We start from the raw sequence: 25933 nt of genomic DNA, 5'->3' as shown, positions 1-25933 counted from the left end.
ATGTTGTAAGATGGGAGAAATCCTAGAGGTGGATGTGGTGTGATGGCAATGTCTGAAAAAATATTTGCGATTATTACAATAGGTAACCTGATTTTGGCTGCCGTTCTTATTTTCATGGAGAGGCGAAACATTGCGGCAACCTGGGCCTGGTTGATGGTTTTGCTGTTTTTGCCGGGCATCGGGTTTATCGTTTACCTGATTTTTGGACATAAGCTAAGCAAGAAAAAGCTGTATCGGCTCAAGGAAGGAGAATTTTCTCATTTTCGAGCTGCGGTCGATAGACAAAAGCAGTTGCTTGCCCATGGTGAACTACAGGTGAACGACCCTGAGATGGAGAGACACCGCGACATGATTTTCATGAACGTGGTAAGTGATGGAGCGTATTATACGCAGGATAATACCATTCAGGTTTTTAAGGAAGGCCATAGTCTGTTCAACCTCATGTTCAAACAGATGGAGGAAGCTCGAGAGCATATCCATTTGCTCTACTATATTTTGAATGACGATGATTTAGGGAAACAGCTCATTCAACTGTTGACGAAGAAGGCAAAGGAGGGTGTCGAGGTTCGATTGCTCTATGATGCGGTTGGTTCCTCTGGTGTCTCCTCCCGGTTTCTGCGCCCGTTGGTAGAAGCAGGGGGAGAAGTCGCCTCCTTTTTCCCGGCGAAGATTCCGTTCCTTAATTTTCGGGTCAACTTCAGGAACCATCGCAAGCTGACGATTATTGATGGCAAGATTGGCTATATCGGAGGCTTCAACATCGGGGATGAATACTTGGGCAAGGATAAGAAGCTGGGGTATTGGCGTGATACCCATTTGCTCATTGAGGGAAGAGCGGTGTACATGCTGCAAGCGCGTTTTTTCCTGGACTGGAATTTGTCTGCAACGAAAAGAATGCATGAGTCACTCGCGTATTTTCCAGAAATTCATGAGCCTGAGGGCACGATTGGCGTTCAGATCGTATCAAGCGGGCCTAACTCGGAAAAAGAACAAATCAAACATGCTTTTTTGAAGATGATTTACAAGGCGCGGAAGAAGATTTACTTGCAGACGCCTTACTTCGTTCCCGATGAAAGTATGCTGACCGCACTGAAAATGGCGGCAATGTCCGGGGTAGATGTGCGGGTGATGGTCCCTGGAAAGCCGGATCATTTGTTGGTATTCTGGGCGACTCACTCTTATCTCGGTGATTTGTTAAAGAGCGGTGTACGCTGCTACCTCTACGAAAAAGGCTTCATGCACGCCAAAGCTATTGTGGTTGATACCCAGTTGTCGTCTGTGGGAACGGCCAATGTCGATATTCGCAGCTTCAAGCTGAATTTCGAGACGAACGCGTTTATGTACGACTCGCAGATGGCAAAGGAGCTGGAGGAACTGTTTGTCTCCGATCTGGCTGATTGCCGGGAAATGACATTGGGAGAGTATGTGAACCGACCACTGCGTTTGCGTTTGCTGGAATCGTTGACGCGGCTGTTGTCTCCGCTTTTATAAAAGCAAGACTGGAAAGCAAAAGAGGACCTGTTAGCCTATGTGAACAAACTAGGGCTGACAGGTCCTTTCTGTTTACACTTTATGCCGTCCCGTGCGTGACACCCATCTCCGTCAAGTATTGACGGTATGCGATACTCGCGCGGTCGCATTTTAAGGACAGCTCTACTTGCAGATCGAGTGGCAGGTCCTCAGGCTTTTGATTTTCCACGATCGGTTTATCTTGTGCAAAGATGAGGTTTTGGAAGCTATTGATTTCCTCATCGGAAAGGTTCGTCTCATAATTAAAAGAAAGGACGCCATAAGCTACGCTTCGAGTTTCATCCAGCGGCATCACAGTAAGCAAAATGGACATCAGATTGCCGTTTTCTGCATCACGCTTCGTAAATTTTACCGTGAGTGGACGGAGGATTTCGTAGGTGTAATAAACGTGCTTCGCTTGACCAGTACCGTCCGGGTCAGGCTGAAAAATCTTGATCTCATCCGTGCGAATGATACCGTTCTCGTCGCGGTGAACGCGGTAATCCCCGATTTCCATATGTGTTTCAACACCCAAATACCCCTCATGCACGACAGCCAGATGGCCTACATCCAAAAAGTTCTCTACGATGCGTGGAGGCTTGGCCGTTACTGTCTGTGGTCCCCAAATGACATTTCGAAAACGATGATCCTCAAATTCCGGCAGGGCAAAAAACTCAGGAGATTGGTTGGCGAGATTCACCCACACGAATCCATAACGCTCTGCACAGCCGTATAACACAGCGCGCGCCTTACCTGGAATCGCTTGATCGGCAGGCAACTGAGGGATTTTGACACAGGCTCCGGATGCTTCATATTCCCATCCGTGATACGGACAGACCAGCTTTCCTTCTCGGACACAACCCAGAGACAGGGCAGCGCCTCTGTGAATACAGAGATCTTTAAACGCATGGATTCCTTCTTCGTTGCGGAAGAGGACGACCCGCTCGCCCATAATGGTGACCTGGATTGGGCGGTCTTGCACATCCACCGAACGACAGGCGACGATCCACTCATTACGCAGCACGGTATCTTGCACGATCATTGATGAGACACTCCTTTGTCGATACTTCGTTTATTCACCCATTGTAGCGGGAGATTGGAAGGGAAGTCAACAGAAAACACGAACATTATAAAGTGATGTGACCTATTTATTACGTGAATAGTTGCCTAAAAACGGATTTATCCGGTATAATCCCACTTATATCGTTCGTAATTAGCTAAAATACCACTAGGGAGGCCTTTTGAAAGTGGAACAACATCGAGAAAGCAATCAGCTTGTTGTGGGCGTCGATGACAAAATCAGTGTGGGCAAGGCGTTTTTACTTGGTTTGCAGCATGTGTTGGCTATGGACTTGTACATTGCTCCTATTATTATTGCTGGGCTGCTAACTATGGACGCTTCGAGCACTTCTTTCTTCATTCAAATGTGTTTTCTCGCAACGGGTATCGGGACGTTGATCCAGACTGGCTTTGGATTGCGTTTGCCTGTCGTGCAAGGACCTTCCTATGTACCTATCGGTGCGTTGGCTGCGATCGGCAGTAAGCTGGGGATGGGTGCGATGATTGGCAGCATGATTCCCGGAGCGCTGTTTGTGGCCCTGATGGGTTATCCATTGAAATGGTTCGCCAAAGCGGTACGCAAATTCATTCCACCGCTAGTCGGCGGGACGGTGATCATCATCGTAGGCATTGCCTTGATGCCAACAGGGATGGGAAACATTTATCACTCCCCGGGAAATATTTGGACGAACATTTTGATTGCCGCCGTTTCTGCTGGAGTGCTTGTCATCTGTATGCTGCTTGGCACAAGAGCAAAGGTTGCGGGGGCGTTTTTTAGACTTGTATCTGTGCTGATTGCAATTTTCGTCGGAACGGTAACGGCCGCCTTTTTTGGAACGGTAGATTTTAGTCCGGTTGGACAAGCACCGTGGCTGTCCATGCCAAAGCTGTTTCCGTACGGGGCTCCTGTATTTGATCTCAGTGCAGTTTTGACGATGCTTTTTGTTTATTTGATTATCATGATTGAAACAACAGGGACTTGGTTCGTCGTCTCTACGGTAACGAACAGTGAATTGACGGAGGAGCGACTGAATCGCGGTGCTGTCGGTGAAGGTTTGGGGTGCTTTGTCGGGGCATTGTTCGGAGGTACACCTACGACTGGCTATTCCTCCAATGCTGGGTTGATTGCCGTGACAGGAGTAGGAAGCCGAATGGCGATAATGGCCGGAGGATTGATCTTGATTGCCCTTGGGTTGGTACCAAAGCTGTCGGCGGCGATTACCTGTATACCGGAGCCAGTCATCAACGGAATTTTTGGGATCGTGTGTGTAGCGATTGTGGCGAATGGAATCAAAGTCATTCAAAACATTACGATTGATGATCGCACGATGATGGTCATCGGTTTGCCGATCCTGCTGACAATGGCAGTAACGGTCCTGCCAAAAGATGCGCTCGCCGGAGTACCTGATTTCGTGAACTACATTTTATCTTCTGGCATTACAGTAGGGGCCTTGGCAACGGTTCTTTTGAATCTGCTCATTCCAGAGGGGAAAAAGAGCAGAGCGAAGGTTCCACAGCAACAGCCTGTCAGTAACTAAATAAAACAGCCCGGTGAGCTAAGCTTCCGGGCTGTTTTTTGTGGGGCTTATACTTTAGTTAAGCGTTTTTGATCATCCTAAGTTTTAAAAGGTGTCAATAAGCCAATAAAGCTGGTGAGAAGAAAAAGCACAGAGCTCGTAGACCTTGACAACGCCTACCCAGTCGGAACTTCAAAAAGGGGACCCGCTTGTCGAACACCTCTTCCTCGAGAAACTTCCGCCCGTAGGGTGGCTTTGGCTCGACGGTCCCCTTTTTGAAATGGAGACGGACAGTCAATCCCCCGTGCTGGCGTGTCAGAGTCGAAGAGAACTGTGCTTTTTCTTCTCCTCCACTATGTTGACCCAAACCAGAATCTTATTATTTCTTCGTTCCAGTCAAATCCTGCACAGCCTCATCCAACTGCTTTTCAATCAAAATGGGATCGTAGCCAAGCCATCTATCCACATCGACTACGTAAACATGATTGTTTTTGACAGCGGGCAAGTTTTTCCACAGACTGCTTTGCTCGATTTCTTTCAAATACTGAGCGGCATCCTCGCCAGGGAACAGCATCAGGAAAATATGGTCGGCTGCATATTCGGGTAAAAGCTCCATGGACACGTCTTTTGACCAGAACAGCGGGTCTTTATCGATCTCGCTCTTAATGAGTGGCGGTGGAGTCAACTGAAGATCGTTGTACAAAACATGGCCCATGTTGCGAGCACCGTACATTTTGATCGTTTTCGCACGGACATTTAATGCTGCGACGGTCTCGTCCTTCCCGACCTTAGCATGGACGAGCTTACGAGCTTCTTCAACCTTTGCTTTATACTTCTGCTCCCAAGCCTTTCCTTCTTCCTCGCGGCCTAGTGCTTCCGCAACCTTTTGTACATGCCCGTAGACATCATATTGTTCGAAGGCGATCGCCACGACAGGCGCGATCTTCGTCAGCTTTTCATATACCTGTTGCTCGACTTCGGTACCGGTCAGGATCATGTCAGGCTGCAACTCGAGGATTTTCTCCAGATTATAGGCATCATAATCTCCCACGACTTCGATTCCACTAACCAGTGGCTCCATGTCCGGACCTTCCATATGTCCCTTCAACGCACCGATTGGCTTCACACCAATGGAAAGCATGGGACCCAAATATTGCAGGGCTACGACCCGCTGAGCTTTCACAGGAATAGTCGATTCGCCTTTCGCGTGCTTTAGGACGCGAGTCTCGCCGCTTTTACTTTCTTGTGCAGGTGCAGATGAATTGGGGCTGGCTGTCTGGCCGCATGCTGTGAGCAGGAGCAAGGGAAGAATCATCAATCCGGGCAGCCACGCTTGTATGCGTAATCGTTTCATCGTATATCCTCCATGAATGAAAATCATTCTCATTAACAAGGTTCATCTTACCCTGAACACACTCTTTTCATCCATGGAGAATATTCTGTTTTTCTTTGGACAATGTGGCGGTGTTTGTATGGGTCAAAATTTGGACGGCCTCTTCCAACTGGATGTCGAGGGAGAGGGGATCATACGAGAACCAAATCGGATCAAGAATGACCACTTGCCCTTTTTGTACAGCAGGAATTCGTTGCCATACATCCTGTTTCATCAACTCTTTGAAGTGTGCCCGTGAGAGATCATCATCAAAAATATGAACGAACAGCCAATCTGCTGCGTACTGGCTTAATTGATCCTCAGTGATTGTGGTCGCCCAGAAATTGGGGTTGCGTGTCAGCTCTTCTTGAATTAGTTTGGGTGGCGTCAGCTTCAAGGATTTGTACAGCACATGCCCGATATTTCTGGCGCCGTATGCCAATAGGCTCTGTGGACGCACATTGAGGATCAAGAATGTTTCTTCCTTCAGAATATGAGCATCGATGTATCGCTTGGCCTTCAAAACCTTCTGTTCATGCTGCTTGAGCCACAAGCGTGCCCGATCTTTCATGCCAAGCACATCGGCCAGCATGTTCAAATGACCAAACACATCATGCCCCATCCACGGAAAAGCAATTGTCGGTGCAATCTTGGAGAAAGCAGCGCAATCCCTTGTCGATTCGGTCAAAATAAACGTCGGTTGCAAGGATTCGATCAAGTCTGGTGTGTTCTCAGGCAGGCTGACAATCTCATCTGCCTCTTTCATCCGCAATTGTTCGCGTAAATAAGTGACCTGCTCTTCCGGAGCGCCAATCGGTCTGATTCCGAGTGCCAATAAATACTCGGCATAGTGGAAGGTGACGGGTGCCATTTGCTTCTGATTCATGCGGACAAAGACAGTCGGCGACATGCCTACCTGCTGTTTAAAACGTCTGCTGAAGTAAAACTCATCGGCATACCCGACCAGGCGTGCTACCTCGCGCAAACGTTTATTCGATTCGCGCAGAAGCGTCTTGGCATGCTCCATCCGGCAGCTCGTCAAATATTCGATCGGGCTTTTTCCGACCCTTTTCTTGAAGACTTCGGTGTAATACCGAGGGGTAAGGCCAGCTCGATTCGCCAAATCATCTAAGGTGATTGGCTCCGCATAATTCGTATGAATGTAAGCAATCGTCTGATCGACAACGCTTGATGTTTCTACGGCAGCCTGCCGTTCTGCATGACTCCAAATCAGGTGCAGCAATTGCTGAAAGCGAATTTGATTTTGAAAAGCTTCCAACGGATCACTGGCTTGTCGATGGGCATACAGTGTGAGGGCAAGCTCCGTACCGTGATCGACCTGGTGAAATAAACAGGAGCTGTGGTCAAGATGCCAGGAAAGACTCGGGCTGTAGGCGTTGGTGACCTGGTCTTGCTGTTGCAGAGCATCAAAATAGAGTACGAGGAAACGGAGTGGCTCTTCTGTATCAGCGCTTACTTGCCTCGCAGATTCTCGCGAAAGAATCAGCACACTTTCATCTAGCAGAGTGGCTTGATCCGACTCGTTCAGCAACCGGCCCGATCCTTTTGTCACGATGAGTACGGCATGGGTAGATCCACCGGAAAACGCCCATACTTCTGTCGGTGACAAGGTGACCTGCTGGATGTATTGAAGCAGAAACAAAGGAGTTGGCGTTAGCACTGTATTTCCTATCATGATACCAATTCGAAGGATTCGGTTACGACGATGCTTCCCTTGACAGATTGGACCATCGGGCAGTTTTTGCTTGCGGCTTCAATGGCTTTTTGTACTTTTTCTTCTTTCATATTGTCACCCGTAATGATGAAGTGGAGGTGAATTTTTTCAACCCGATTTGCCTCTGCCTCATTTCGCTGTACATCTGCGGTTACTTTCATATCCGTGCACGGCATTCTCATCTTGTCCAATACTTTTCGCAAAACACCGCCACTGCAAACAGCGATGGAAGAGACCAAGAGCTGGTAAGGGCGAAAGCCATACTGTTCATCACCAGATACGTGAAGCTCACCGTAGGACAGTTGAGTGATAAAGCCATTTTCTTTCGCTTGAAATTCCATGCGTAACCCTCCCTTGAAATGGTTTTTCTTCATTATAAGGAAAAAGGCTCCCGCGCGACAGTGATCTGTCGGTACAGGACCCTTTTCCCTTTTGCTATTCCTTCAATGCTTTCCCATTTTGTAAGAGAGACTGGATGCAACGAGGCAGCATGTCTTTTAACGTATCGAATGCATAGTCGACGTCCAGACGTTCTGTCCACTGGTGGGCGTCACGTCCGACTGGACCGAGATTCATGACAGGTACATCAAAAGCCTCGAGCTCCTGAAGCGGAATGGAGTAGCCGTTGTCCCACAAAGGCATGTTCGCTACCAATGGCTTCATGGATGTCGCCGGATATTGGAGTCCGACGTAGCTTAGATCCGAGATACCGCCAAAGTAGTTTTGCTTGACCAAATTGACCTGGTGCTGATCTCTCGCGTATGCTTTCATCTCTTCCATCGTTTGCTGAATCAGAGGATGATTACGCGAGCTGACTGCCGGGTAAAACGGCGGAGCGAAGAACAAGATCATCATTGGCGACAGTTCTTTGCACAGAATCGCTAATTGATCCACCAGCTCGATCGTGGTGTCGCGGTCGTCCTTGTCGCCGCGGTTGGCGATCACATCTGCTTCCAGTTGACGCAGTTTTTCTTCCCCGTACGTTTTCTTCGCGTAGGCGTACAGTTCTTCGTAAGTCATGACGGAAATGGACAGATCACGCGGACTAAACGGCGCAAAGTTGGCAAACTGGCTCGCATGCTTGAGGTAGTTTTGCTTCATACGCTCTGCGACATTTCTTGCCGATTCCAGCAGCGGCTCTACGACATCCTCCATCTGCTTTTCCAGCAGGAACAGGTTGAACAGGGTCACTGCACGGTGCGGAATTTGTACAGAGTACTCTTTTTTCAAATCCTTTTGAATCAGGTTCGTCGGCGGAGGAGATGCTTCCCCCTCAACGACCTCGCAAAAGGATGTGTTCAGCTCGAGCTCACACGTAATTTGAGAGGCCATATAATTGCCGTTTAACCCGGCAAAAGGTTCGCCGACATGTGTTTCTTTGCCGTAACAGAGGAAGCCCGGCAGAACTTTTCCGATGGAGCCTGTGTACAAGTACGTATTCGTATCCCCTGGGTAGCGGGTAAACATCGGCTCAGAGTTGAGCACGGTCGTGTAGCTTAGGTCGAACTCTTCGGCGATTTTCAACAGTGCTGGGACTGCTGCCCGCATCCCGACAGAATTCACCTCTTCGTCAGGGACTGTCAGAAGCAAAATGTTGCCATCGAACTCTCCAGCAATCGCTTGCTCAATCATCGACATGTGCAGCGTCAGTCCGCATTTCATATCCATGGTGCCACGGCCAAACAGCCAGTTGCCGGTGCGGATATCCTGTTGAACGTCTGCTGGCATATCCGCCTGGTTTTGCAGGAAGAGAGGAGTGAGGGTCTTCGGATCAAAAGCATGCTTCATCCAGGCGCCGTAATCCTCGACGTCGACCACATCAAAATGGCTGACGAGAATGACGGTGTCCCGTACGCCTTCCTTTTTAACGAGCGCAGTGACAAAATGGCGCCCATCTTCAGTCGGATTCGCACGCACATGATCGGGATTGGCTTGATAATAAGGCAGGGTACGCAACTGATCGACGACGTAGCCCGGCAAGTCCTTCTCGGCTGATGATCCTGTAATGCTTGGGATGCTTACCAAATTGCACAAGAGATCAACGAGTTGCTCTTTTGTTTGCCATTTTTGCATAAAAAACGCCTCCGTTTTCCGTATAGTGAAAACTGTTTCCGGTTAGTGGGCAAAAAAATTAAGGCAAGGCACCGATCTTGTGGGAAATTTCCTTGGCACTTTGTTGGGCTTGTTCAATGAGTGAGGACAGGAGTTGCTCGTTGATCCGATAGCTCGGAACGCCGATACTCAAAGCGCCCACGACCTTTTGGTTGACACCGAAGATAGGAGCGGCAATGGATGCGGTGCCCTCGGTTTTCTCACCGTAGCTGACTGCATAGCCGTTTTGTCTGATTTCTGGCAGTCGATCTAACAGCTCGCGTTGTTTTTCTGTATCCGGGATTAAACCGGTCACGATTTGCTCTGCTTCGGTCGGATTCATGCTGGCGAGAATCGTTTTGTTTGCCGCACCGATATGTAGCGGAATACGCTCGCCCAGATTATCCATGCTTCTGACAGACATGGGACCTTCCACTCGTTCGAGTACGATAGCATGAGAGCCCTGTGGAATGTTCAGATAGACTGTTTCCCGTACATCTGCTGCCAATCGCTCCATGACAGTTCGGGCGACAGCGCGCATATCCATCTTGTCCAGGATGCGCAGCCCGATCTCCATCCACGTATAGCCGACCTTGTACTGCTTGCTCTCAGGAACCTGGAGGATGAGTCCATGCTTGATGAGGCTGCTGATTAAACGGTGAACCGTACTCAGCGGTAGGTTCGTTTGTTCAGCAATTTCCGAGATGGACCAATGCTGCTTGTTTGGATCTGATACCAGGACGGAGATGATGCTCATCGCCCGGTCAATCGATTGTACCAACGTGGGTTACCTCCTGGCTTTGTTGCATAGTGACTGCTCGTTGAATGTCACGCCAGCTTAATATGACCTCAATCTATCAGAATTTTTCAGCCGAATCAATATAATTTAGACTAGATAAAAATTCGTTGACAAAAAATTTGAAACTATTTTACATTAAGAGTGTAATTTTGTATTGCAGAAGTGATTCCACGATGCGGAATGTTTCTGAGTGATTGCTCAGAGGAGAATGAATGCAACATGGTGGCGATGAACAAGCAAAAGCAGCAGATGAGGAAGCGTTTACATGCTCGTTTCTTTGTCGCCCACTGTTAGACAAAAGCAAGATTCGAAAACAGAAGGGAGATCTATCATCATGAAATTTTCACGTGCGATTGTAAGAAAACCGGGAAAGAGTTATGTAAATGGTTTGACGACTTCTGATTTGGGTACACCTGATTTTGAACTTGCTCTCAAACAGCATGCCGCTTATGTAGAAGCGCTGAAGCAGACAGGTCTGGAAGTAACCGTTCTGGAAGCAGACGAGCGTTTCCCGGATTCTACGTTTGTGGAAGATACAGCGGTTCTCACGGAAAAGTGCGCCGTCATCACCAATCCCGGTGCAGAAAGCCGCAATGGTGAAATAGAGGATATGAAATTGGTGCTTCCTCGTTTTTATGACACGATTGAATATATTCAGGCCCCTGGCTTCCTCGATGGTGGAGACGTCATGCAGGTAGACAACCATTTCTATGTCGGTCTGTCGACACGCACGAATGAAGAAGGAGCCATCCAGTTCCGCGAGATTCTCTCGAAATACGGATATGAAGTCACCATTGTTCCATTGAAAGAGTTTTTCCACCTGAAAACAGGAATCGCCTACCTTGGCAATGACTTGCTGGTTTTGGCTGGGGAGTTCATCGATTCTGAAGTGTTTAGCCAATACAAGCATCTGATCGTGGAAAAAGAAGTCGAGTACTCCGCGAACTGCATCCATATCAACGACTACGTCATTATTCCAAAAGGCTTTGAGAGTACGAAAAAGCAAATCACTGACGCTGGCTACCATGTGATTGAGCTGGATATGTCTGAATTCCGTAAACAAGACGGAGGATTGAGCTGCCTGTCCCTGCGTTTCTAGCGCAGGCAGTTCTCTCTTCTTTTATAGACCTCTGATAGACCTCTTAAAAAGCTGGTGAAAGAGAGGAATCATATGAACACTGGGAATGAAAGAGATACACAGCTACAACGCTCCATGAAAAGTCGCCACTTGTTTATGCTGTCGTTAGGTGGCGTGATCGGGACAGGGCTCTTCCTCAACGCGGGCTTCACGATCAATCAGGCTGGACCTGGTGGAGCGCTTGTCGCCTATATCGTCGGCGGGGTTTTGCTGTATCTGGTCATGACGTGCCTGGGTGAGCTTTCTGTAAAAATGCCAGTAACAGGCTCTTTCCAAGCCTACGCCAGCAAGTATATTGGTCCGGCGAGCGGGTTTACACTGGGATGGATGTATTGGCTAGGGTCAGCTACAACGGCCGGGGTAGAGTTCACTGCCGCGGGCATGGTCATGCAACGGTGGTTCCCGGATACGCCGATCTGGATTTGGTGCGCGCTCTTTATCGTTTTGCTCTTTACCTTCAATGCGCTGACGACAAAAGGGTTTGCGGAAACGGAGTACTGGTTTGCCGGAATTAAAGTATTAGCTGTCCTTATGTTTATTATTGTCGGACTAGGTGCTATATTCGGTATTGTCAGTATGGAAGGAAGACCCGCTCCGTTTCTCTCCAACTTTTCGGCAGATGGGGGACTATTCCCGTTTGGCATTGCGATCGTTTTTGTGACGATGATGAACGTCGTGTTCTCTTATCAAGGCTCTGAACTGATCGGAATTGCAGCCGGGGAAGCAGAAGACCCGCAGAAGACCATTCCGCGGGCGATTCGCAACGTTGTGTTTCGTATTCTCGTGTTCTATGTGGCGTCGGTCACGATCTTGTCCGCCCTCTTTCCATCGAGTGAGCTGGGCCTCTTGGAGAGCCCGTTTGTGACGGTGTTTGATGCTGTGGGGATTCCTTTTGCAGCGGATATCATGAATTTCGTTATCTTGACGGCTCTGTTGTCTGTCGGCAACTCATGCTTGTACGCAGCCACTCGCTTGTTGTGGTCCCTTTCCCATAGCAATATGGCGCATCCTGTTTTTGGGAAATTGAGCAAACGTAAAGTGCCCTTGAATGCACTTTTGGCGACGCTGGCGTTCTCGCTTCTGTCTCTGTTAACCAGCGTGGTTGCAGCGGATACGGTATACGTGCTGCTCATGTCTGTATCGGGTATTGCGGTTACCTTCACGTGGATGGGGATTGCTCTTTCCCAATTCAATTTCCGCCGTCAATACTTGCGCGAGGGTGGAAAAATAGAGGATCTACAGTTCGTAGCGCCGTTTTACCCGGTGATGCCGCTTTTGTGTCTGGCTCTTTGCACATTTATTCTTATCTTCCCGGCGTTTGACCCTACACAGCGAATTGGACTCTTCTACGGAATTGGTGCCCTCGTGCTGTTCTATACCTTCTATTATGTGCGCTATGGACGCAAAAAGGCGCATAAACCGAACCTCCCAACGCAAGGCTAAGCCGTTCTTGTTCAATAGAAAAATGCCCCTGCCATGGTAATGTGGCTGTTGACAAAATGGGTTAGGGATTTTTGTCCCTAACCCATTTTGTATTCTTAGCATATGTGAACTGGTTATGCTGGCAGGACTTTAATCATTCGTTTTATATTTTGAGCCAACGCCGAAAAGAGGCAGTGTTCGAGTGTAAAGCATGAGTATCCAAAATTACATACATTTACAAAAGTTTACACTATAGGAATATTAAGTGGGAAAAATAGGCTTTTTGGTAAAATAGATAGAGTGGTTCGGGACGTGCTGTGTAATATGGCACGTCTATTTTTTTTGCCTGAAATACGAACATATAATCCTAATGGTGAGGAGAGATTTAGATATCAAACTTACAGACGTAGCTAATCAGAGGTTGCTGGATGCATTTCTAGCTCAAGAAGACAATCAACAACTATATCAACGAGTGTTTAATTCGCCGGAGGATAGGCAGAGGAACGATGAATTGGATAGTAGATTTCAGGAATTCTGGGATGAAGTTCGATTTACTAAGTTTCTCTCCTCGCTCATCCGTTTTACAGCTATCGAGTTGGCTGTACGTAATCAAAAGACTAGCAACGCATGCCAGCCTACTGACGAAATTGAAAGGGTGATAGACAGTCTTGTTAGTGACTCTGATAAAAGTGAGTGGGAGGACAATTTTGAGTGGAAAGATGTATTAGCAGACAAACGAATATGGGATGCTGTTCAAACACTCACAGAAAAGGAACAGGAGGTGCTTACACTTCTATACTTGAGGAATCTCAAAGAAGCGAAAGCGGCGAGTCTGTTAGGTGTTAGCCAGCAAACCGTATCTAAAACAAAGAAACGAGCGTTACTGAAGCTCAGAAAACAGCTAGAGGGGGGCGTAGTACATGAGCCTGTTAACACTGTTAAAGCGAGCGCAAAATAATGATGAGAGTGCAATGGTAGAGATCATAGAAAGATTTGAACCAAAGATTCGGAAGTCCTTGAAATTCACAGATATAGGTGTACGTGAAGACATACGTCAAGAGATAGTATTTCGGATGATTAGAGCCGTCAAAACCTATAGCACAACAAATAGCTCATTGATAAGAAAATAGTAATTTTTTTGAATTCCGGTTGTTATTTTTCATCTTTGATTCACTTTAATTAGTACCAAGTGAATAACCGCGCGGGAAATTACTTGGAATAAAATTTTGGAGGAAGATGAAACATGAGAGCAAGAGAATATGCGGCTAAATTAACTGTCAACTTAGACCAGCTTCGAAAGATTGAACGTGCACAACGAGAAGTGTACGATAAAGGTCTTGTTAAACCAAGTGATACCAAATTGTTGACAGCTTTGGGGGCAGTTGCTTCCGTCTTAGGACTAGTATTTGTCGCGAGTACTCCAGCGGGAGTTGTAGCAGGTGTTACGGGTATCGTAGCAAGTATCACACCTAGTGCAAAAGATGCGCTAGAGTCTATGGTTAAGGCAGGTTACTGGGAACTTGGGTACATGGAGGACTATTTAGTTGATAACCCTCGTATTAATCGAATGGAAATTGAACTTCCGTTTATTGAATATAATGTAAATGGTGAAACTATTCGATTTATTACAGGCAAAGGTATCATCTTGCGAGTTCATAACGGTTCCGGTTGGATACCGGTCGACTAAAAAGGAGGGGGTGTCTCAAAAGTCGATTGTCCGACTTAGAGGCACCCTTTTTTTATTCAAAGCCTTCATAATGTTAGAGGGTCTACGATTTAATTAGGTGATTTCCAATTTAGGTTCTCATGTTCAATTGTTTTTATTGGATCAAAGTCATTAATGATTTTATAGACTTCTCCCTTATTATTTTGAGTTATCCATACGTAGTTTTTATCTTGAAGGACTTCAATTCCGACTTTTTCTAAGTTATTTACATATATTCTAAATGCGTATGCTCCGCTTGGCTTTGTATCGCTCACTTTTTTAAGTTCCATACCTGCGAAAGCCTTCAATATTTTATCAGTGTCATTTTTATCAGTTATGGATATTCGGGCATCATCAGAGTATCGCTTGATTTCAATATTAACGGCATCTCCTTGGTTTAGTTGATTAATTGCAATTTCTTGAAAAGAGGTATACGTCATCTTATCCATGGTATAAAAAACTCCAAACACAACAACTACAGCCACGAATAGCAGAAGCATCTTTTTTTTCAAGATAGTATTCTCCTTACCTATATAGATATTTGAAAAACTAACATACTCTCAATGAAGACGAGAAAATAAGTGTGATTGTTACATAAATTGTAAAAAAATAAGTGCAGATGCAGATTCTTCTTATGAAAACAGGTGCTGATTACCAGAAGTACCCGAGCTATGCATAGAAGAACTGTGCTGTATTTACGACTGGCAAGTTCGGTCAGTATTTACAGAAGCCTGTGGAAAAGGGAATAAGTTTAAGGCCGTTCCAAATGTAAAATTAAACTGAACTGGGTATTGCAAAAACTTCGAAACGTCATTGAAAGATTTCGCGGGTGGAATCTTGCGGTTATGTGCCCAGTCGAAGAGTGTACGTTCAGACACTCCTAATGGCTTTGCAAATTCTCTTTTAGTGTACCAATGAAATAAACGTGCCTTTTTAATACGTTCCCCTAAAGTCAATTCAGGTAAATTCCCAAAGGCACCTAAATAAGCATCTGACACATCTAATACATCGGAAAGCAACCTTAGGCTCGGAGGTGAAACTTTAAGTTTATTAGCTTCTGCTAATCCAATTGTTCTTGTACACAATCCTAATGGCGGCGGCAAAATCGACCAAGTACATCTTTTTTGCTGTCCGTGTTGTTCTATGACTGGTCGGGGCATTTTTTATGTGTAGGCAGTGTTTCAGGATATTCCGAACAGCTCGGCTAAATACGGGTTCACGAACAAGCCGTCAGGGTCGAGCTCGGAGCGAATGGCGAGGAAATCGGGCAAGCGCGGATAGACCTGATGAAGCTGCTCGGCGGTCATGCTGTGCATTTTCCCCCAGTGTGGACGTCCGCCATAGCGGGCGAAAATCTCCTCCATCCGGGCAAAATACGCTTCGTACGGCATGCCCTTGTACATGTGGACGGCAATGAAGGCACTATCCCTTTCGTAAGCGGGACTGAGCCAGATTTCGTCCTTTTTGACGTACCGGCATTCCAGCGGAAAATGAACGGCAAAGCGCTCCTGCTCAATCGCCTGATACAGCTCCCGAATGGCATCGCCCATATGCTCAGCGGGTATGCAGTATTCCATTTCGTAAAAACGCACAAGGCGAGGGGTGGCAAAAAGCTGATGGCTGTAGCCACTCTCATGGACAGAGGGAACGCTTTGGGCGGACAGCCTGCTGACGCTTTTGGTGAGAGAAGGGCGCAATCGGCAGCTCTCGGACAAGAGCCAAAACAGCCCATTTTCCACCACCATTTTTTTCAAATAGCTCCATCGTTGATTGCCGCTGGGGGGATCGCTGGTCTCGTTCATGAATTTCACCTGAACTGTGTCCGAATACGGGAAGATAAAAAATTCGAAATGACGATGCTCGGTTTTAAACGTCTCCAGAGAGGACAGGCACTCTTCTAGCTGCATGCGACGGCTTTGGTAGCGCAGGCGATAGGCTGGGAGGACACGCAGCTTGACGCGTACGATGATGCCCAAGAGACCAAGGGAGACTTGCAAGGCTCTGAACAGCTCAGGCCGGGCCTGCTCGGATACTTCCAAAACATCACCGGATGCGGTGACGACTGTCAGCCCGACGACTTGCGTGGAGATGCTGCCAAAATGAATGCCTGTGCCATGTGTTCCTGTGCTGACGGCCCCTGCAATGGACTGGGCGTTAATGTCTCCAAGGTTTTCTTGAGAGTAGCCCGCTTGATGCAGGAGATGTCCGAGTGTCTTGAGCTTGGTGCCTGCCCAGACTTCAACGGTATCAGAGGCAGGGTCTACACGGACGATTCCTTGGAGATGATCCAAGGATAGCAAGCAGTCTTCTGTCTGGACGAGACGAGTGAAGGAATGACCGGAGCCGACGACTCGTATCCGTGTACCTGCCTTCTTGCAAGCAAGGACAAGCTGCACGACCTCATCCACGGACCCTGGCATCGCGACTTGTTTTGGCTGGCTTTGTACATTTCCTGTCCAATTGGTCCAGTGATTCGCATGCTTTTTTACAGTGAGCATAATCCATCCCCCCGATAGGTGGTCACTTCCTCGATGATTTTCCCGCCAGAGATGCAATACAGCCGGGTAAAACGTTCGCAGAGCTCTCCTGCTTTGGCATGGCGAAAAAAGATCGGGTCTCCCAGCTCCAGCGTTTCCATGCCTTGATAGTGGATCGGTGTCTGTACTTCACCTGCTCCTTCGTTGGGGAACAGCTTTGCTCCCGCTGGCAAGTAAGGCTTGGGGAGTCTGTCGCGTCCAGCAGAACCAGAGGCGATGTAACCTCCGCCGGCACATGTGTAGATATGCTCTGTGGGCTTGCGGATAATCTCCAGAGCAAATCCGGCAGCAGGATGATAGGAAAAATCTTGAAAGTAGTCAAAGAGCCCAGGCGAAAAAAATCCGGAGCCTGCTGTAACCTCTGTAACGGCGTCTTCTTTCCCGGTCAAGTGCAAGCTGCCCGTTCCTCCTCCGTTTACGAAGCGGGGAGAAATGCCTAGCTCGTGAATGGCATGCACCAGTGTAGCACGTCGAGCAGCCACTTCTTTCACGGAATATTGCTTGAGGAGACGAATGATGCTGTTTTTCAGGAATTGACGAGGGTATCGATCACCAACACCAGCAATTTGAGCTTCGTACCCCATGACACCATCTAGGTAGAGATGATCGGAGGAAGCAACGCGCTTGGCAAGGGAGAGGGACGCCTCGAGAGAGCGAAGAGGGGAGCGCCAGACGCCGAAATGCAGCCCCAACACATCAGACGACATGTCGATATCGAGGCAGACCGGCAGTCTGGTTCCTGTTTCCCGGGCGATTTGTTCGAGCTGTTCGACATGAGGGAGAGAATCGATCATCAAAGTAATGGAGCGTCCGTTCTTAATCTCAGAGGCGATGGACAAAAGCCAGCTTTTTTCCCAGAGCGGATAGCCTAGCAGCAGGTCATCGAAGCCTGCCTCGCACAGGTGAAGCACCTCAGGAGCGGAATAGCACATGAGACCACGAAAGCAATCGTCCAACTGCAATACATGTTTGAGAATGGCAACGCTTCGGATCGACTTGCTCGCGATTCGAACGGGTTTTCCATTGCTTTGCAAACGGATTTGCTCCGCATTTTCCTCCAGCAGATCTAGGTCGACGAAAGCAAACGGCTTGGGAACACCGGTAAAGGCAGACTGATAATAGCGATAATCCCGCATGAACAGGCCTCATCCTTTTTTGAACTCGGATTTGAATGAAAGAAAGAATTGTTAATATTTCATAAAATTCTATCTATTCTATCTGTTTCTGTTTGATTCCTTCCTGACAAAAGAGGGGCATGAACAGAAATAACGAATGTTCGCTTTTAAATGTTCGGGTTTTGGTGTATTTACAGATTGTAAAGGCATGTTTACGATAAAATAAACTTTAAAAGACGAATAAATGGACTGTTTTCGGTTGACTTGATTCACCTTATAAGCTACTATACATATTGTTGTGAAGAACAACACAGGCTTGACGAATGAAATAGTGATTTGTATTCGTATATCCTCAGAAATATGGTTTGAGGGTCTCTACAGGGAACCGTAAATTCCCGGCTACGAATAGGGCAGTTTTGGTATACCCTATTCGTCGGCCGGGAATTTTTTGCATTTTTTCGGGGAGGGAACGAAATGAATAAGTATGATGTGATCGTTGTAGGGGCAGGACCAGCAGGGATTTTTACATGCTACGAGGTAATGCGAAAAGCACCGAATGCCAAGGTGCTGTTAATTGATAAAGGGCATGACATTTATAGCAGACGCTGTCCGATCTTGGAGGAAAAAATCAAGCTCTGCCCACCACCAGCAGGAAAAAAAGATTTCGCAGGCTGTTTGCCGGCCTGTTCGATTACCAGTGGTTTTGGTGGAGCAGGCGCCTATAGCGATGGCAAATTTAACATCACCACCGAATTTGGCGGTTGGATGACAGACTATCTCAGCCCTTCCACTGTACTTGGGCTGATCAAATACGTAGATGAAATCAATTTGGAGCATGGGGCTACCCAGTCGATTACGGACCCGACCACAGAGACGATCAAGAGCATCGAGCAGCGTGGCTATGCAGCCGGACTCAAGCTGTTGCGAGCGCAGGTGCGTCACTTGGGAACGGAGCAAAACCTGGAGATTCTCCAGTCGATCTTCGAGCATTTGAAAAAGCATGTCGACATGATGTTCAAGACAGAAGTCGAGGACATCATTACGGTGAAAGAAGCAGACGGACATCAGGTAAAAGGTGTCGTCTTGAAAAATGGCCAAGAGTATGAAGCTGATTATGTGGTAATCGGACCAGGCCGTGATGGATCGGCTTGGTTGACTGATATCCTGAAAAAGCGCCGTCTGAAAATGTACAACAATCAAGTCGACGTAGGCGTACGTGTGGAGACATCCGATGTCGTCATGCGCGAAATCAATGAGCACCTGTACGAAGGAAAATTCATTTTCAATACATCTGTCGGAACGCGTGTACGGACGTTCTGCAGCAATCCATCTGGTCATGTGGTCGTGGAAAATCACAGTGGAGTGATGGCGGCAAACGGGCACTCTTACAAAGACCCGGCGCTGGGCTCGATGAATACCAACTTTGCGCTCTTGGTATCTCATACGTTTACAGAGCCGTTTGACAAGCCGAATGAGTACGCGAGAGAAATTTGCAAGCGGGCGAATGATCTGTCAAACGGTGGGGTCATCGTGCAAAAATACGGCGATATCTTGCGCGGTCGCCGTTCTACAGAGGCGCGTATTAAGGAAGGCTTCCTGGAGCCTACTTTGAAGGAAGCGGTACCGGGTGACTTGGGACTCGTGTTGCCTTACAATACGATGAAGAGTCTGATCGAGATGGTGGAAGCACTGGACAAGGTAACGCCGGGAATCGCTTCCGAGCATACATTGTTCTACGGAGTGGAAGCGAAATTCTACTCGGCTCGTCCAAAACTGACTGAGGAATTCGAAACAGAAATTAAGGGATTGTTCTGTGGCGGGGATGGTGCCGGAATTACGCGTGGTCTGGCCCAGGCCGGAGCTGCTGGGGTCTGGATGGCTCGCAATATCGCGAAACGGCTAGGATAAAAAGAAAACGATAATTGTAAAGAGAGCTTCTTGCTAGGTGATATCAGCTTGGCAAGACGTTCTTTTTTTATTATTTCGTTCTTATAAGTCAATGCTGGTGTTATTCTTGTAGTTTAGTGACGTCTTTTCATTAATAGCAGTTAAAGAATATCTCTGTTAGGAAGAAAACCGCCATGAAAAAGTATGTATATTCCTAGCGATATATTTCATATTAATAAACCGTTATGTGACTGTATACTTTTTGATATGTCTTTATGGTAATAAATTATCTAAGGGTTAGAGGTGGAGAATTTAACATTTACATTTATTTGAATATTAGTTATCATTTATATGTAATTTACACATTTTGGGTGGAGGAAAAAACGACTAAAATGAAAAAAATATTGGGAAGTTTTGTGGCTGGTGTAATGTTTAGTTTAATTTAATCTCATTTAGTTATGTTAGTGCTGAAAATATCGATTACTTAGAGCTTGATCCTATTATTTCATCTGAAAACCGAATCAAACTCTCCTGGAATAATATTGGGGATAGTTACCAATTATTCTTAAGAGATGAACTAATTTATGAGGGAGAAGAGGTTAGCTATCAGCATGATAATTTAGAGGACTCCATGCCGTATCACTATGTTATTAAGGCACTTGATGAAGAGGGAGAAATTATTGATCAAGTTAACGTTAAAACAATGACTCTTCCTAAGAAAAAGACGGAATTAATGTCTAAGTTATCAAAGGGCACTCTAGAAAAAATGCAAGAAAATCCCCTTTCTAACGTGCAGATTGATACGGTAACTAGCGACAAAATGATAGTGATTGATTGGCCAGATATCGATGGTGTGGAGACCTATCGAATATATCGCGATGAAGAATTTTTAGAAGAAACTAATGAGAGCAAAGTGGTAGATGAACAGATAAATGCTGGAGAAAAATATGTATATAAAATAGTTTCTAAAAGACTGATGAGCGAGGACGCAAAGAATGCAAAGCTTCAGGAAATGAAAGAAAGTGGGTTTGATCAAAAACTAATTAATGAAGATAGCTTTTATCAAACTTTGACCATCATGAGAGAGATAGATTTGAATGATACCGAAGCGTTTGCTAACCCAAAACCAGCTCCAAAGAAATGGCAACTAAGATATAGAACATTTATTCCAGAAGATTATGTACCTAATCCATTTCCTGACTATAACTATGCATACTTCGGGGGAGATGGGAAAAATAGAAGCTTTGATGCTGAAGACGATCGTTATCGTACACATGCTGAATTACGAGTATGTATATTTTGTTCCGTTGATGGTACGGGAGCAACTGTTGGAATTACAAAAATAGACGTTCACCCCACTACAGGATATGATGCAAATTACAAATTGGTAAAGGTAGCTACAGCCAGTGATAGAAATATAAAATTTAGATATGAACCATTAGTTGACACAAAAAAGGGAGAAGTAGAGTATGTATTTGATCATGCCGCGCCCAATGCACTAGTACCAGGACCAGATATTGATTATTATTACCATGCTAAATTTTTTGGAGGTGGTTATAGAATTACTGGAGGAAACGATTTCGCCCCTAGCCATGAATTCTTTATAATTACGCCTAGTAGTAATAATTGGGAGCTAAAGTATGGGTCTGTACATGTGGATTTTAATATGCTATTTCCTCCATTAGATAATTTTTTTGATATTGGAAATTAAATTCTATAAGGGGAGTTCTCTCCCTGCTTATTCTATAGATGAGGAATAAAGATATGAAAATAAAGTACATCGTCTTATTAATTTCCTCTTTTGTTTCGATAATTTTATTTGTTTTAAAGAATATAGAATATCCAGTATTCTATGCATTTATTTATGGTTTAGTTGTTGTTACAATATTCCTCGTAGTTTCAACTCCTGTATCATTATTATCGGATACTCTCACAGAAAATTTGAAGAGTACGCGTTGGATCGTATCATGCATTTTTCAGATTATAGTAACCTTTTTAGTATTGACCCCATTTCTATTTATTCCCTTATTTTTACTATTCTCACATCAAAATGATAAGATTGATCTCGCTTCGTTTATTGAATACTCTGAGCCATTTTGGAAATATGCACTATTCAATTCTTTCCTGTTTTGGTTGAGCGATGAGATAGTGCGTCTTATTCGTCCTCAAAAGACCGGAAATAACATTGAAATTAATAAATGACTTCTCCTGCATCCGACAATCTTTTGCAACAACGGGAACCCTTACAAGACCAATATTGGCCGGATGAATACGAAAAATTGAGTAGCAGATGTTACTGGACAAGGTAACGCCGGGAATCGCTTCCGAGCATACATTATTCTACGGAGTGGAAGCGAAATTCTACTCGGCTCGTCCAAAACTGACTGAGGAATTCGAAACAGAAATTAAGGGATTGTTCTGTGGCGGGGATGGTGCCGGAATTACGCGTGGTCTGGCCCAGGCCGGAGCTGCTGGGGTCTGGATGGCTCGCAATATCGCGAAACGCATGCAATAACGAATACGATTATGACATAGAGGCTTCTTGCCGGGCACGCTTGTGCTTGGTGGGGAGCCTTTTTCCATGACGAAACCGTATCAGGACAGGTGGAACCGGAGCAGGCCTGCTTCTACAGACAACCAAGAGAGCTCGACCCCATTATTCATAGCACAAGGAAGAATGGCTAACAAAAAATGACTTCACCGAACTGCTTTTGGGTGAAGTCATTTTTACTTGTTACGACGGTTGTAAATTATCGTTCATTTTCTTCAATACGCGGTTAAAGATAGCGAGTTCTGCTTCGTCGAGGCCGCGGAGTGCCAGTTCTTCTTGCTCTTTGGCAGCCTCCAGCCATTCCGGGAACCGTTCGACTGCTTGCGGGGACAAGGACACATAGCGCTCACGCTTGTCATCACCCTCTGAGCGAATAATCCAGCCCATCTCTTCCAATCGGGTAAGTGTCCGGGTAATCGTCGGCGCTTCTACATTCAGGTAGTTGCTCAATTGAACCTGTGTGAGCGATTCTCGATAATGCAAGCAAAGGATAATACCCCATTGCGAACTGTATAATCCCATGGGAGCCATCGTCCCATTTAACGATTTACTGAATATTCTTGCGGTTTGGCTAATTCGATGACCATAATATTGCATGAGTATATACCTCCAGGAAAGCTGGTTCGATATATCGTACGCTTTATTGCTTAAGTAAATATGTACAATAACATACTAGCAGTTCCGGACATATAAGTAAACGTTTATTCGATGACGAAATAATGGATTTTCTGACACAAATAGAATCAGGCGAGTGTCATGGAAGAAGACACTCACCTGGATGAAAACTACGGTGGTACAGTGCACTAATCTGCGGACAAGATGCTCAATGGTCCTTTTTCATTGATGAGCGGCTCCAGTTCATAGACGGAAATGGGGAACATGGGGAAACCGACGTAATAGGGCGTAATTTCGTATAACTGGAAGTAGATGACCAGTGCTTTGTCTGCGAGGTAATAATCTTGATCGGGCTTAATTGAAGTAAAGCCATTGAGTGTGGGGATGTTTCTTTCTTTGATTTGACGCTTGATGTTTTCAGAAATCACCTTGACGTAATCGCTTCCTGGCTTGAACAATTCCCGCAGCGTATACAGCTTGCCTGTTTGGATATCTGCGGTGATCGACCCGAGGAAGGTCATGCCGTGAGCCATTTGCGGTGTGTAGGCGTAGTTGCTCAACACGACGCTGAAAATACCGCGTTCGTTTGTCTTGATCTCGTAGCTTCCTTGCATTTCTGTATTTCCCGGCACCTGGACTCGTTGCTGCTCGTGAATTAAGCCTTGAACCGTTTGAGAAATCGCCCGGTTGATCTCTTTTTCTGCTTGCTGATTGGATAAGCCTGCCAATTGGGGATAGTAAATCGTGGTGTTCGGACGGCTAATCGTCCGTGTCAGCACAGTAGCTGGCAATTGATTGAGTTCCACTTTTCTCCGGTTGCCTCCTGTACGTGTGAGTTGTGTAATAGCCTATTCGAAATTGTTTTTGGCTGTTCTCACTTTTTTCACAAATTTGGCAAAGGTTTGGCTATATAATGGGGAAAGAATCCGATACATAAGTAATAGGAAAAAGGGGGGCAATTATGATTCAATTGATTCGCAATACCTTGACTGACAAAGAAGGCTTTATGATTTTCATCCTATGGAATCATTTATGGATGGCGGGACTCATTGCCTACCAAATGGATGTGAACTTCTGGAAAGTGACGTCCTTGGGATTGCTGGTCACTTTAATTGTTTCGCCGTATTATTTCATTCGCAAAGATAGTCATGTGATTCGTTATCTGGTAGCAATCGGACTCATGTTTTATGCGATTTCATTCGATCACTTTACCACTTATCAAGAGGTTTCGTTCCTCGCCTTCATCGTCATGGGCTTTTTGGCAGCCTATTTGGACTGGAAGCTGGTAGTAACAGCGGGAATTGCCCAAATCGTCGTCACGGTTGTCGGGTTTTATACGGGAACGTACGAGATTTTCAACGGTGATTTTTCCGAGCTTAATCTGGGTGTGCGGATCGTAGCGATTCTCATGATGATGGGAGCCGTCACGTATCTGTGTCTCGCCGGACAAGCCTCCCTGCAAAAAGCGCACGACGCAAGGCAGGAAGCGGAAGAGAAGGAGCGCCGTCTGGAAGAAATGCTTTTGAACATCAAGGAAATGACGGAGCAACTGGATCGTACAAGCGATCATGTTCATGAGCATGCGGAAGGTACGAAGCGCAATACAGATGAAATGATGGTAGCCTTCAAGGAAGTCGCCGTCGGTATGGAATCGCAGGCGAATTCTACGGTGAAGATCGAAGAAGAGGTTCAATCCATCGACCAGGAAATCGAGGCAGTCACAACACAGACCAATGCAATGAAAACGGAATCGCAACAAAACAACCGTCGTCTGATAGATAGTGTTCAGATGATGAACGAGCTGTCCTTGCAGATGGAGCAAATTGTGCAGGCAGTCAATGTAGCAGCCTCTACGATTCACCAGCTCAATCGGCAGGCGAATCGCGTAGAGGAAATTGTCGGCGCGATTAATCAGATCGCGACACAAACGAATCTCTTGGCGCTGAATGCAGCGATTGAATCGGCGCGTGCAGGCGAGCATGGACGTGGATTTGCTGTTGTCGCGGATGAGGTACGCAAGCTGGCGGAACAAAGCGCGACAGCTACGCAGGAAATTACCGACATTTTGAAATCTCTCCATCAGGAAAGTGAGAATGCGGTGCAGCATATGAGCAATGGGGAAACGTCTGTTGCAAAAGGCCAAGAGCTGGCCGTGAAAACAGTGGCCTCCATCGAAGCAGTGCGTGCGGGGATGATGGCCTTCCTGGAAGCGGCTGATCAAGTAAGCTCCAGCATGGACCGGGTAAAAGTGCGTTCCGGTGAAGTTGCCATCGAGATGTCGACCATTACAGCGGTAACCGAGGAATCCGTAGCGAACTTGGAAGAGCTGTTTGCGACAGCAGAAAACCAGCATCAAAAAGTGCGTGAGATTACGGAAGAGCTGGGCGAGTTGAATACGTTGTCTCATCGTCTCCAGCAAACCTTTCACGTAAAATAGTAGGGGCCGTGGTTCTCGCCAATTTCTCGGTGCTAAAAAGACGACTTTTTAAACTTCGATGTACTTTTAGAAGTGTTTGGAATTGAGAAAAAAGAATTGCATTTTTGAACCGTTCTGCTAGAATGAATTCCATTGTAACTAAATATATTCACCTACCTTATCAAGAGCGGCGGAGGGACTGGCCCGATGATGCCCGGCAACCACTGATCATGTCTATGCATGAACAGAAAGGTGCCAATTCCTGCAAAACCTGTACCATGGTTTTGACAGATGAGGAAGAGAATGGCTACGTACGCAAACTCTTCCTCCGGGGAGAGTTTTTTTGTTGTATTTGTTAAAGACGAGGGGGAATATACGAACGATGAATTAATTTTATAAGAGAATATTCGTAAATGGTATTGAAAAAATGGGTAAAAAGCCGTACATTACCTAATAGGATAAAGA

General features: G+C 46.2%; 21 protein-coding genes, 1 pseudogene and 2 riboswitches. Of the genes and pseudogenes, 11 read left to right on the top strand and 11 right to left on the bottom strand.

What is annotated here, in order from left to right; all coding sequences use genetic code 11:
• Nucleotides 1-42 precede the first annotated feature (42 nt).
• Complete coding sequence (gene cls, locus ASG16_RS04385; protein ID WP_056489270.1) at nucleotides 43-1491, top strand: cardiolipin synthase; 1449 nt, start codon at nucleotides 43-45, stop codon at nucleotides 1489-1491.
• A gap of 79 nt (nucleotides 1492-1570) precedes the next feature.
• On the opposite strand, the gene ASG16_RS04380 is transcribed toward cls, so the two are convergent.
• The gene (locus ASG16_RS04380; RefSeq protein ID WP_056489272.1) at nucleotides 1571-2551 is read right to left on the bottom strand and encodes a Rieske 2Fe-2S domain-containing protein; all 981 of its coding nucleotides are present in this window, start codon (nucleotides 2549-2551) and stop codon (nucleotides 1571-1573) included.
• Nucleotides 2552-2756: 205 nt separating this feature from the next.
• On the opposite strand from ASG16_RS04380, the gene ASG16_RS04375 reads away from it, so the two are divergent.
• Nucleotides 2757-4106 carry a uracil-xanthine permease family protein gene (locus ASG16_RS04375; RefSeq protein ID WP_056489274.1) on the top strand — a complete coding sequence of 450 codons (1350 nt, stop codon included), beginning with the start codon at nucleotides 2757-2759 and terminating at the stop codon, nucleotides 4104-4106.
• Between the two features lie 358 nt (nucleotides 4107-4464).
• Here the strand turns inward: ASG16_RS04375 and ASG16_RS04365 are convergent, their stop codons facing one another.
• The 5 genes from ASG16_RS04365 to ASG16_RS04345 form a co-directional block, all read right to left on the bottom strand.
• Complete coding sequence (locus ASG16_RS04365) at nucleotides 4465-5439, bottom strand: ABC transporter substrate-binding protein (RefSeq protein WP_056489275.1); 975 nt, start codon at nucleotides 5437-5439, stop codon at nucleotides 4465-4467.
• A gap of 67 nt (nucleotides 5440-5506) precedes the next feature.
• Nucleotides 5507-7153: a helix-turn-helix domain-containing protein gene (locus tag ASG16_RS04360; RefSeq protein ID WP_056489277.1), complete on the bottom strand. Its 1647-nt coding sequence runs from the start codon at nucleotides 7151-7153 to the stop codon at nucleotides 5507-5509.
• Nucleotides 7150-7533: an OsmC family protein gene (locus ASG16_RS04355; RefSeq protein WP_056489279.1), complete on the bottom strand. Its 384-nt coding sequence runs from the start codon at nucleotides 7531-7533 to the stop codon at nucleotides 7150-7152. The genes ASG16_RS04360 and ASG16_RS04355 overlap by 4 nt, the downstream gene beginning before the upstream one ends.
• A gap of 94 nt (nucleotides 7534-7627) precedes the next feature.
• Nucleotides 7628-9265 carry a M20/M25/M40 family metallo-hydrolase gene (locus ASG16_RS04350; RefSeq protein ID WP_056489281.1) on the bottom strand — a complete coding sequence of 546 codons (1638 nt, stop codon included), beginning with the start codon at nucleotides 9263-9265 and terminating at the stop codon, nucleotides 7628-7630.
• A 58-nt stretch (nucleotides 9266-9323) separates the two neighbouring features.
• Complete coding sequence (locus ASG16_RS04345; protein ID WP_056489283.1) at nucleotides 9324-10064, bottom strand: IclR family transcriptional regulator; 741 nt, start codon at nucleotides 10062-10064, stop codon at nucleotides 9324-9326.
• 352 nt (nucleotides 10065-10416) lie between these two features.
• Between ASG16_RS04345 and ASG16_RS04340 the strand changes: the two genes are divergently transcribed.
• The 5 genes from ASG16_RS04340 (at nucleotide 10417) to ASG16_RS04320 (ending at nucleotide 14329) form a co-directional block, all read left to right on the top strand.
• Nucleotides 10417-11181: a dimethylarginine dimethylaminohydrolase family protein gene (locus ASG16_RS04340; protein ID WP_056489285.1), complete on the top strand. Its 765-nt coding sequence runs from the start codon at nucleotides 10417-10419 to the stop codon at nucleotides 11179-11181.
• Between the two features lie 72 nt (nucleotides 11182-11253).
• A complete protein-coding gene (locus tag ASG16_RS04335; protein ID WP_056489287.1) occupies nucleotides 11254-12663 on the top strand; it encodes an amino acid permease in 1410 nt (469 codons plus the stop codon).
• Nucleotides 12664-13153: 490 nt separating this feature from the next.
• Nucleotides 13154-13600 (top strand): sigma-70 family RNA polymerase sigma factor, encoded by a 447-nt coding sequence (locus ASG16_RS04330; protein ID WP_157966761.1) that lies wholly within the window; start codon nucleotides 13154-13156, stop codon nucleotides 13598-13600.
• Nucleotides 13563-13772 (top strand): helix-turn-helix domain-containing protein, encoded by a 210-nt coding sequence (locus ASG16_RS04325; RefSeq protein ID WP_056489291.1) that lies wholly within the window; start codon nucleotides 13563-13565, stop codon nucleotides 13770-13772. Before ASG16_RS04330 ends, ASG16_RS04325 begins: the two co-directional genes overlap by 38 nt.
• A gap of 113 nt (nucleotides 13773-13885) precedes the next feature.
• A complete protein-coding gene (locus ASG16_RS04320; RefSeq protein ID WP_056489293.1) occupies nucleotides 13886-14329 on the top strand; it encodes a hypothetical protein in 444 nt (147 codons plus the stop codon).
• 89 nt (nucleotides 14330-14418) lie between these two features.
• On the opposite strand, the gene ASG16_RS04315 is transcribed toward ASG16_RS04320, so the two are convergent.
• The 3 genes from ASG16_RS04315 to ASG16_RS04300 all read right to left on the bottom strand — a co-directional run bounded on the left by ASG16_RS04315 (nucleotide 14419) and on the right by ASG16_RS04300 (nucleotide 18020).
• Nucleotides 14419-14859: a hypothetical protein gene (locus ASG16_RS04315; protein WP_056489294.1), complete on the bottom strand. Its 441-nt coding sequence runs from the start codon at nucleotides 14857-14859 to the stop codon at nucleotides 14419-14421.
• A 669-nt stretch (nucleotides 14860-15528) separates the two neighbouring features.
• A complete protein-coding gene (locus ASG16_RS04305; RefSeq protein ID WP_056489296.1) occupies nucleotides 15529-16845 on the bottom strand; it encodes an FAD-linked oxidoreductase, L-gulonolactone oxidase family in 1317 nt (438 codons plus the stop codon).
• The gene (locus ASG16_RS04300; protein ID WP_056489298.1) at nucleotides 16833-18020 is read right to left on the bottom strand and encodes an amino acid deaminase/aldolase; all 1188 of its coding nucleotides are present in this window, start codon (nucleotides 18018-18020) and stop codon (nucleotides 16833-16835) included. The genes ASG16_RS04305 and ASG16_RS04300 overlap by 13 nt, the downstream gene beginning before the upstream one ends.
• Nucleotides 18021-18321: 301 nt before the next feature.
• Nucleotides 18322-18421: riboswitch (purine riboswitch) on the top strand.
• 52 nt (nucleotides 18422-18473) lie between these two features.
• On the opposite strand from ASG16_RS04300, the gene ASG16_RS04295 reads away from it, so the two are divergent.
• The 3 genes and pseudogenes from ASG16_RS04295 to ASG16_RS04280 form a co-directional block, all read left to right on the top strand.
• Nucleotides 18474-19907 carry an NAD(P)/FAD-dependent oxidoreductase gene (locus ASG16_RS04295; protein ID WP_111914371.1) on the top strand — a complete coding sequence of 478 codons (1434 nt, stop codon included), beginning with the start codon at nucleotides 18474-18476 and terminating at the stop codon, nucleotides 19905-19907.
• A gap of 610 nt (nucleotides 19908-20517) precedes the next feature.
• A complete protein-coding gene (locus ASG16_RS04290) occupies nucleotides 20518-21597 on the top strand; it encodes a hypothetical protein (RefSeq protein ID WP_056492441.1) in 1080 nt (359 codons plus the stop codon).
• 585 nt (nucleotides 21598-22182) lie between these two features.
• Nucleotides 22183-22401, top strand: a pseudogene (locus ASG16_RS04280) (FAD-dependent oxidoreductase); the annotation flags it as partial.
• 219 nt (nucleotides 22402-22620) lie between these two features.
• Here ASG16_RS04280 and ASG16_RS04275 read toward each other — a convergent pair.
• A complete protein-coding gene (locus ASG16_RS04275; protein WP_048035192.1) occupies nucleotides 22621-23034 on the bottom strand; it encodes a MarR family winged helix-turn-helix transcriptional regulator in 414 nt (137 codons plus the stop codon).
• A gap of 206 nt (nucleotides 23035-23240) precedes the next feature.
• Entirely contained in the window at nucleotides 23241-23858 is a 618-nt protein-coding gene (locus ASG16_RS04270; protein ID WP_056486682.1) for a PdaC/RsiV family protein, read from the bottom strand.
• Between the two features lie 155 nt (nucleotides 23859-24013).
• Here ASG16_RS04270 and ASG16_RS04265 point away from each other — a divergent pair, with 155 nt between their 5' ends.
• The gene (locus ASG16_RS04265) at nucleotides 24014-25489 is read left to right on the top strand and encodes a methyl-accepting chemotaxis protein (protein ID WP_056486685.1); all 1476 of its coding nucleotides are present in this window, start codon (nucleotides 24014-24016) and stop codon (nucleotides 25487-25489) included.
• 154 nt (nucleotides 25490-25643) lie between these two features.
• A riboswitch (SAM riboswitch) is annotated at nucleotides 25644-25766 on the top strand.
• Nucleotides 25767-25933 lie beyond the last annotated feature (167 nt).

This window comes from Brevibacillus sp. Leaf182 (assembly GCF_001423865.2).
GTDB classification, from domain to species: Bacteria; Bacillota; Bacilli; order Brevibacillales; family Brevibacillaceae; genus Brevibacillus; species Brevibacillus brevis_C.
Note: the sequence above shows the minus strand (reverse complement) of the source record. Positions and strands in the feature narration are given on the sequence as shown.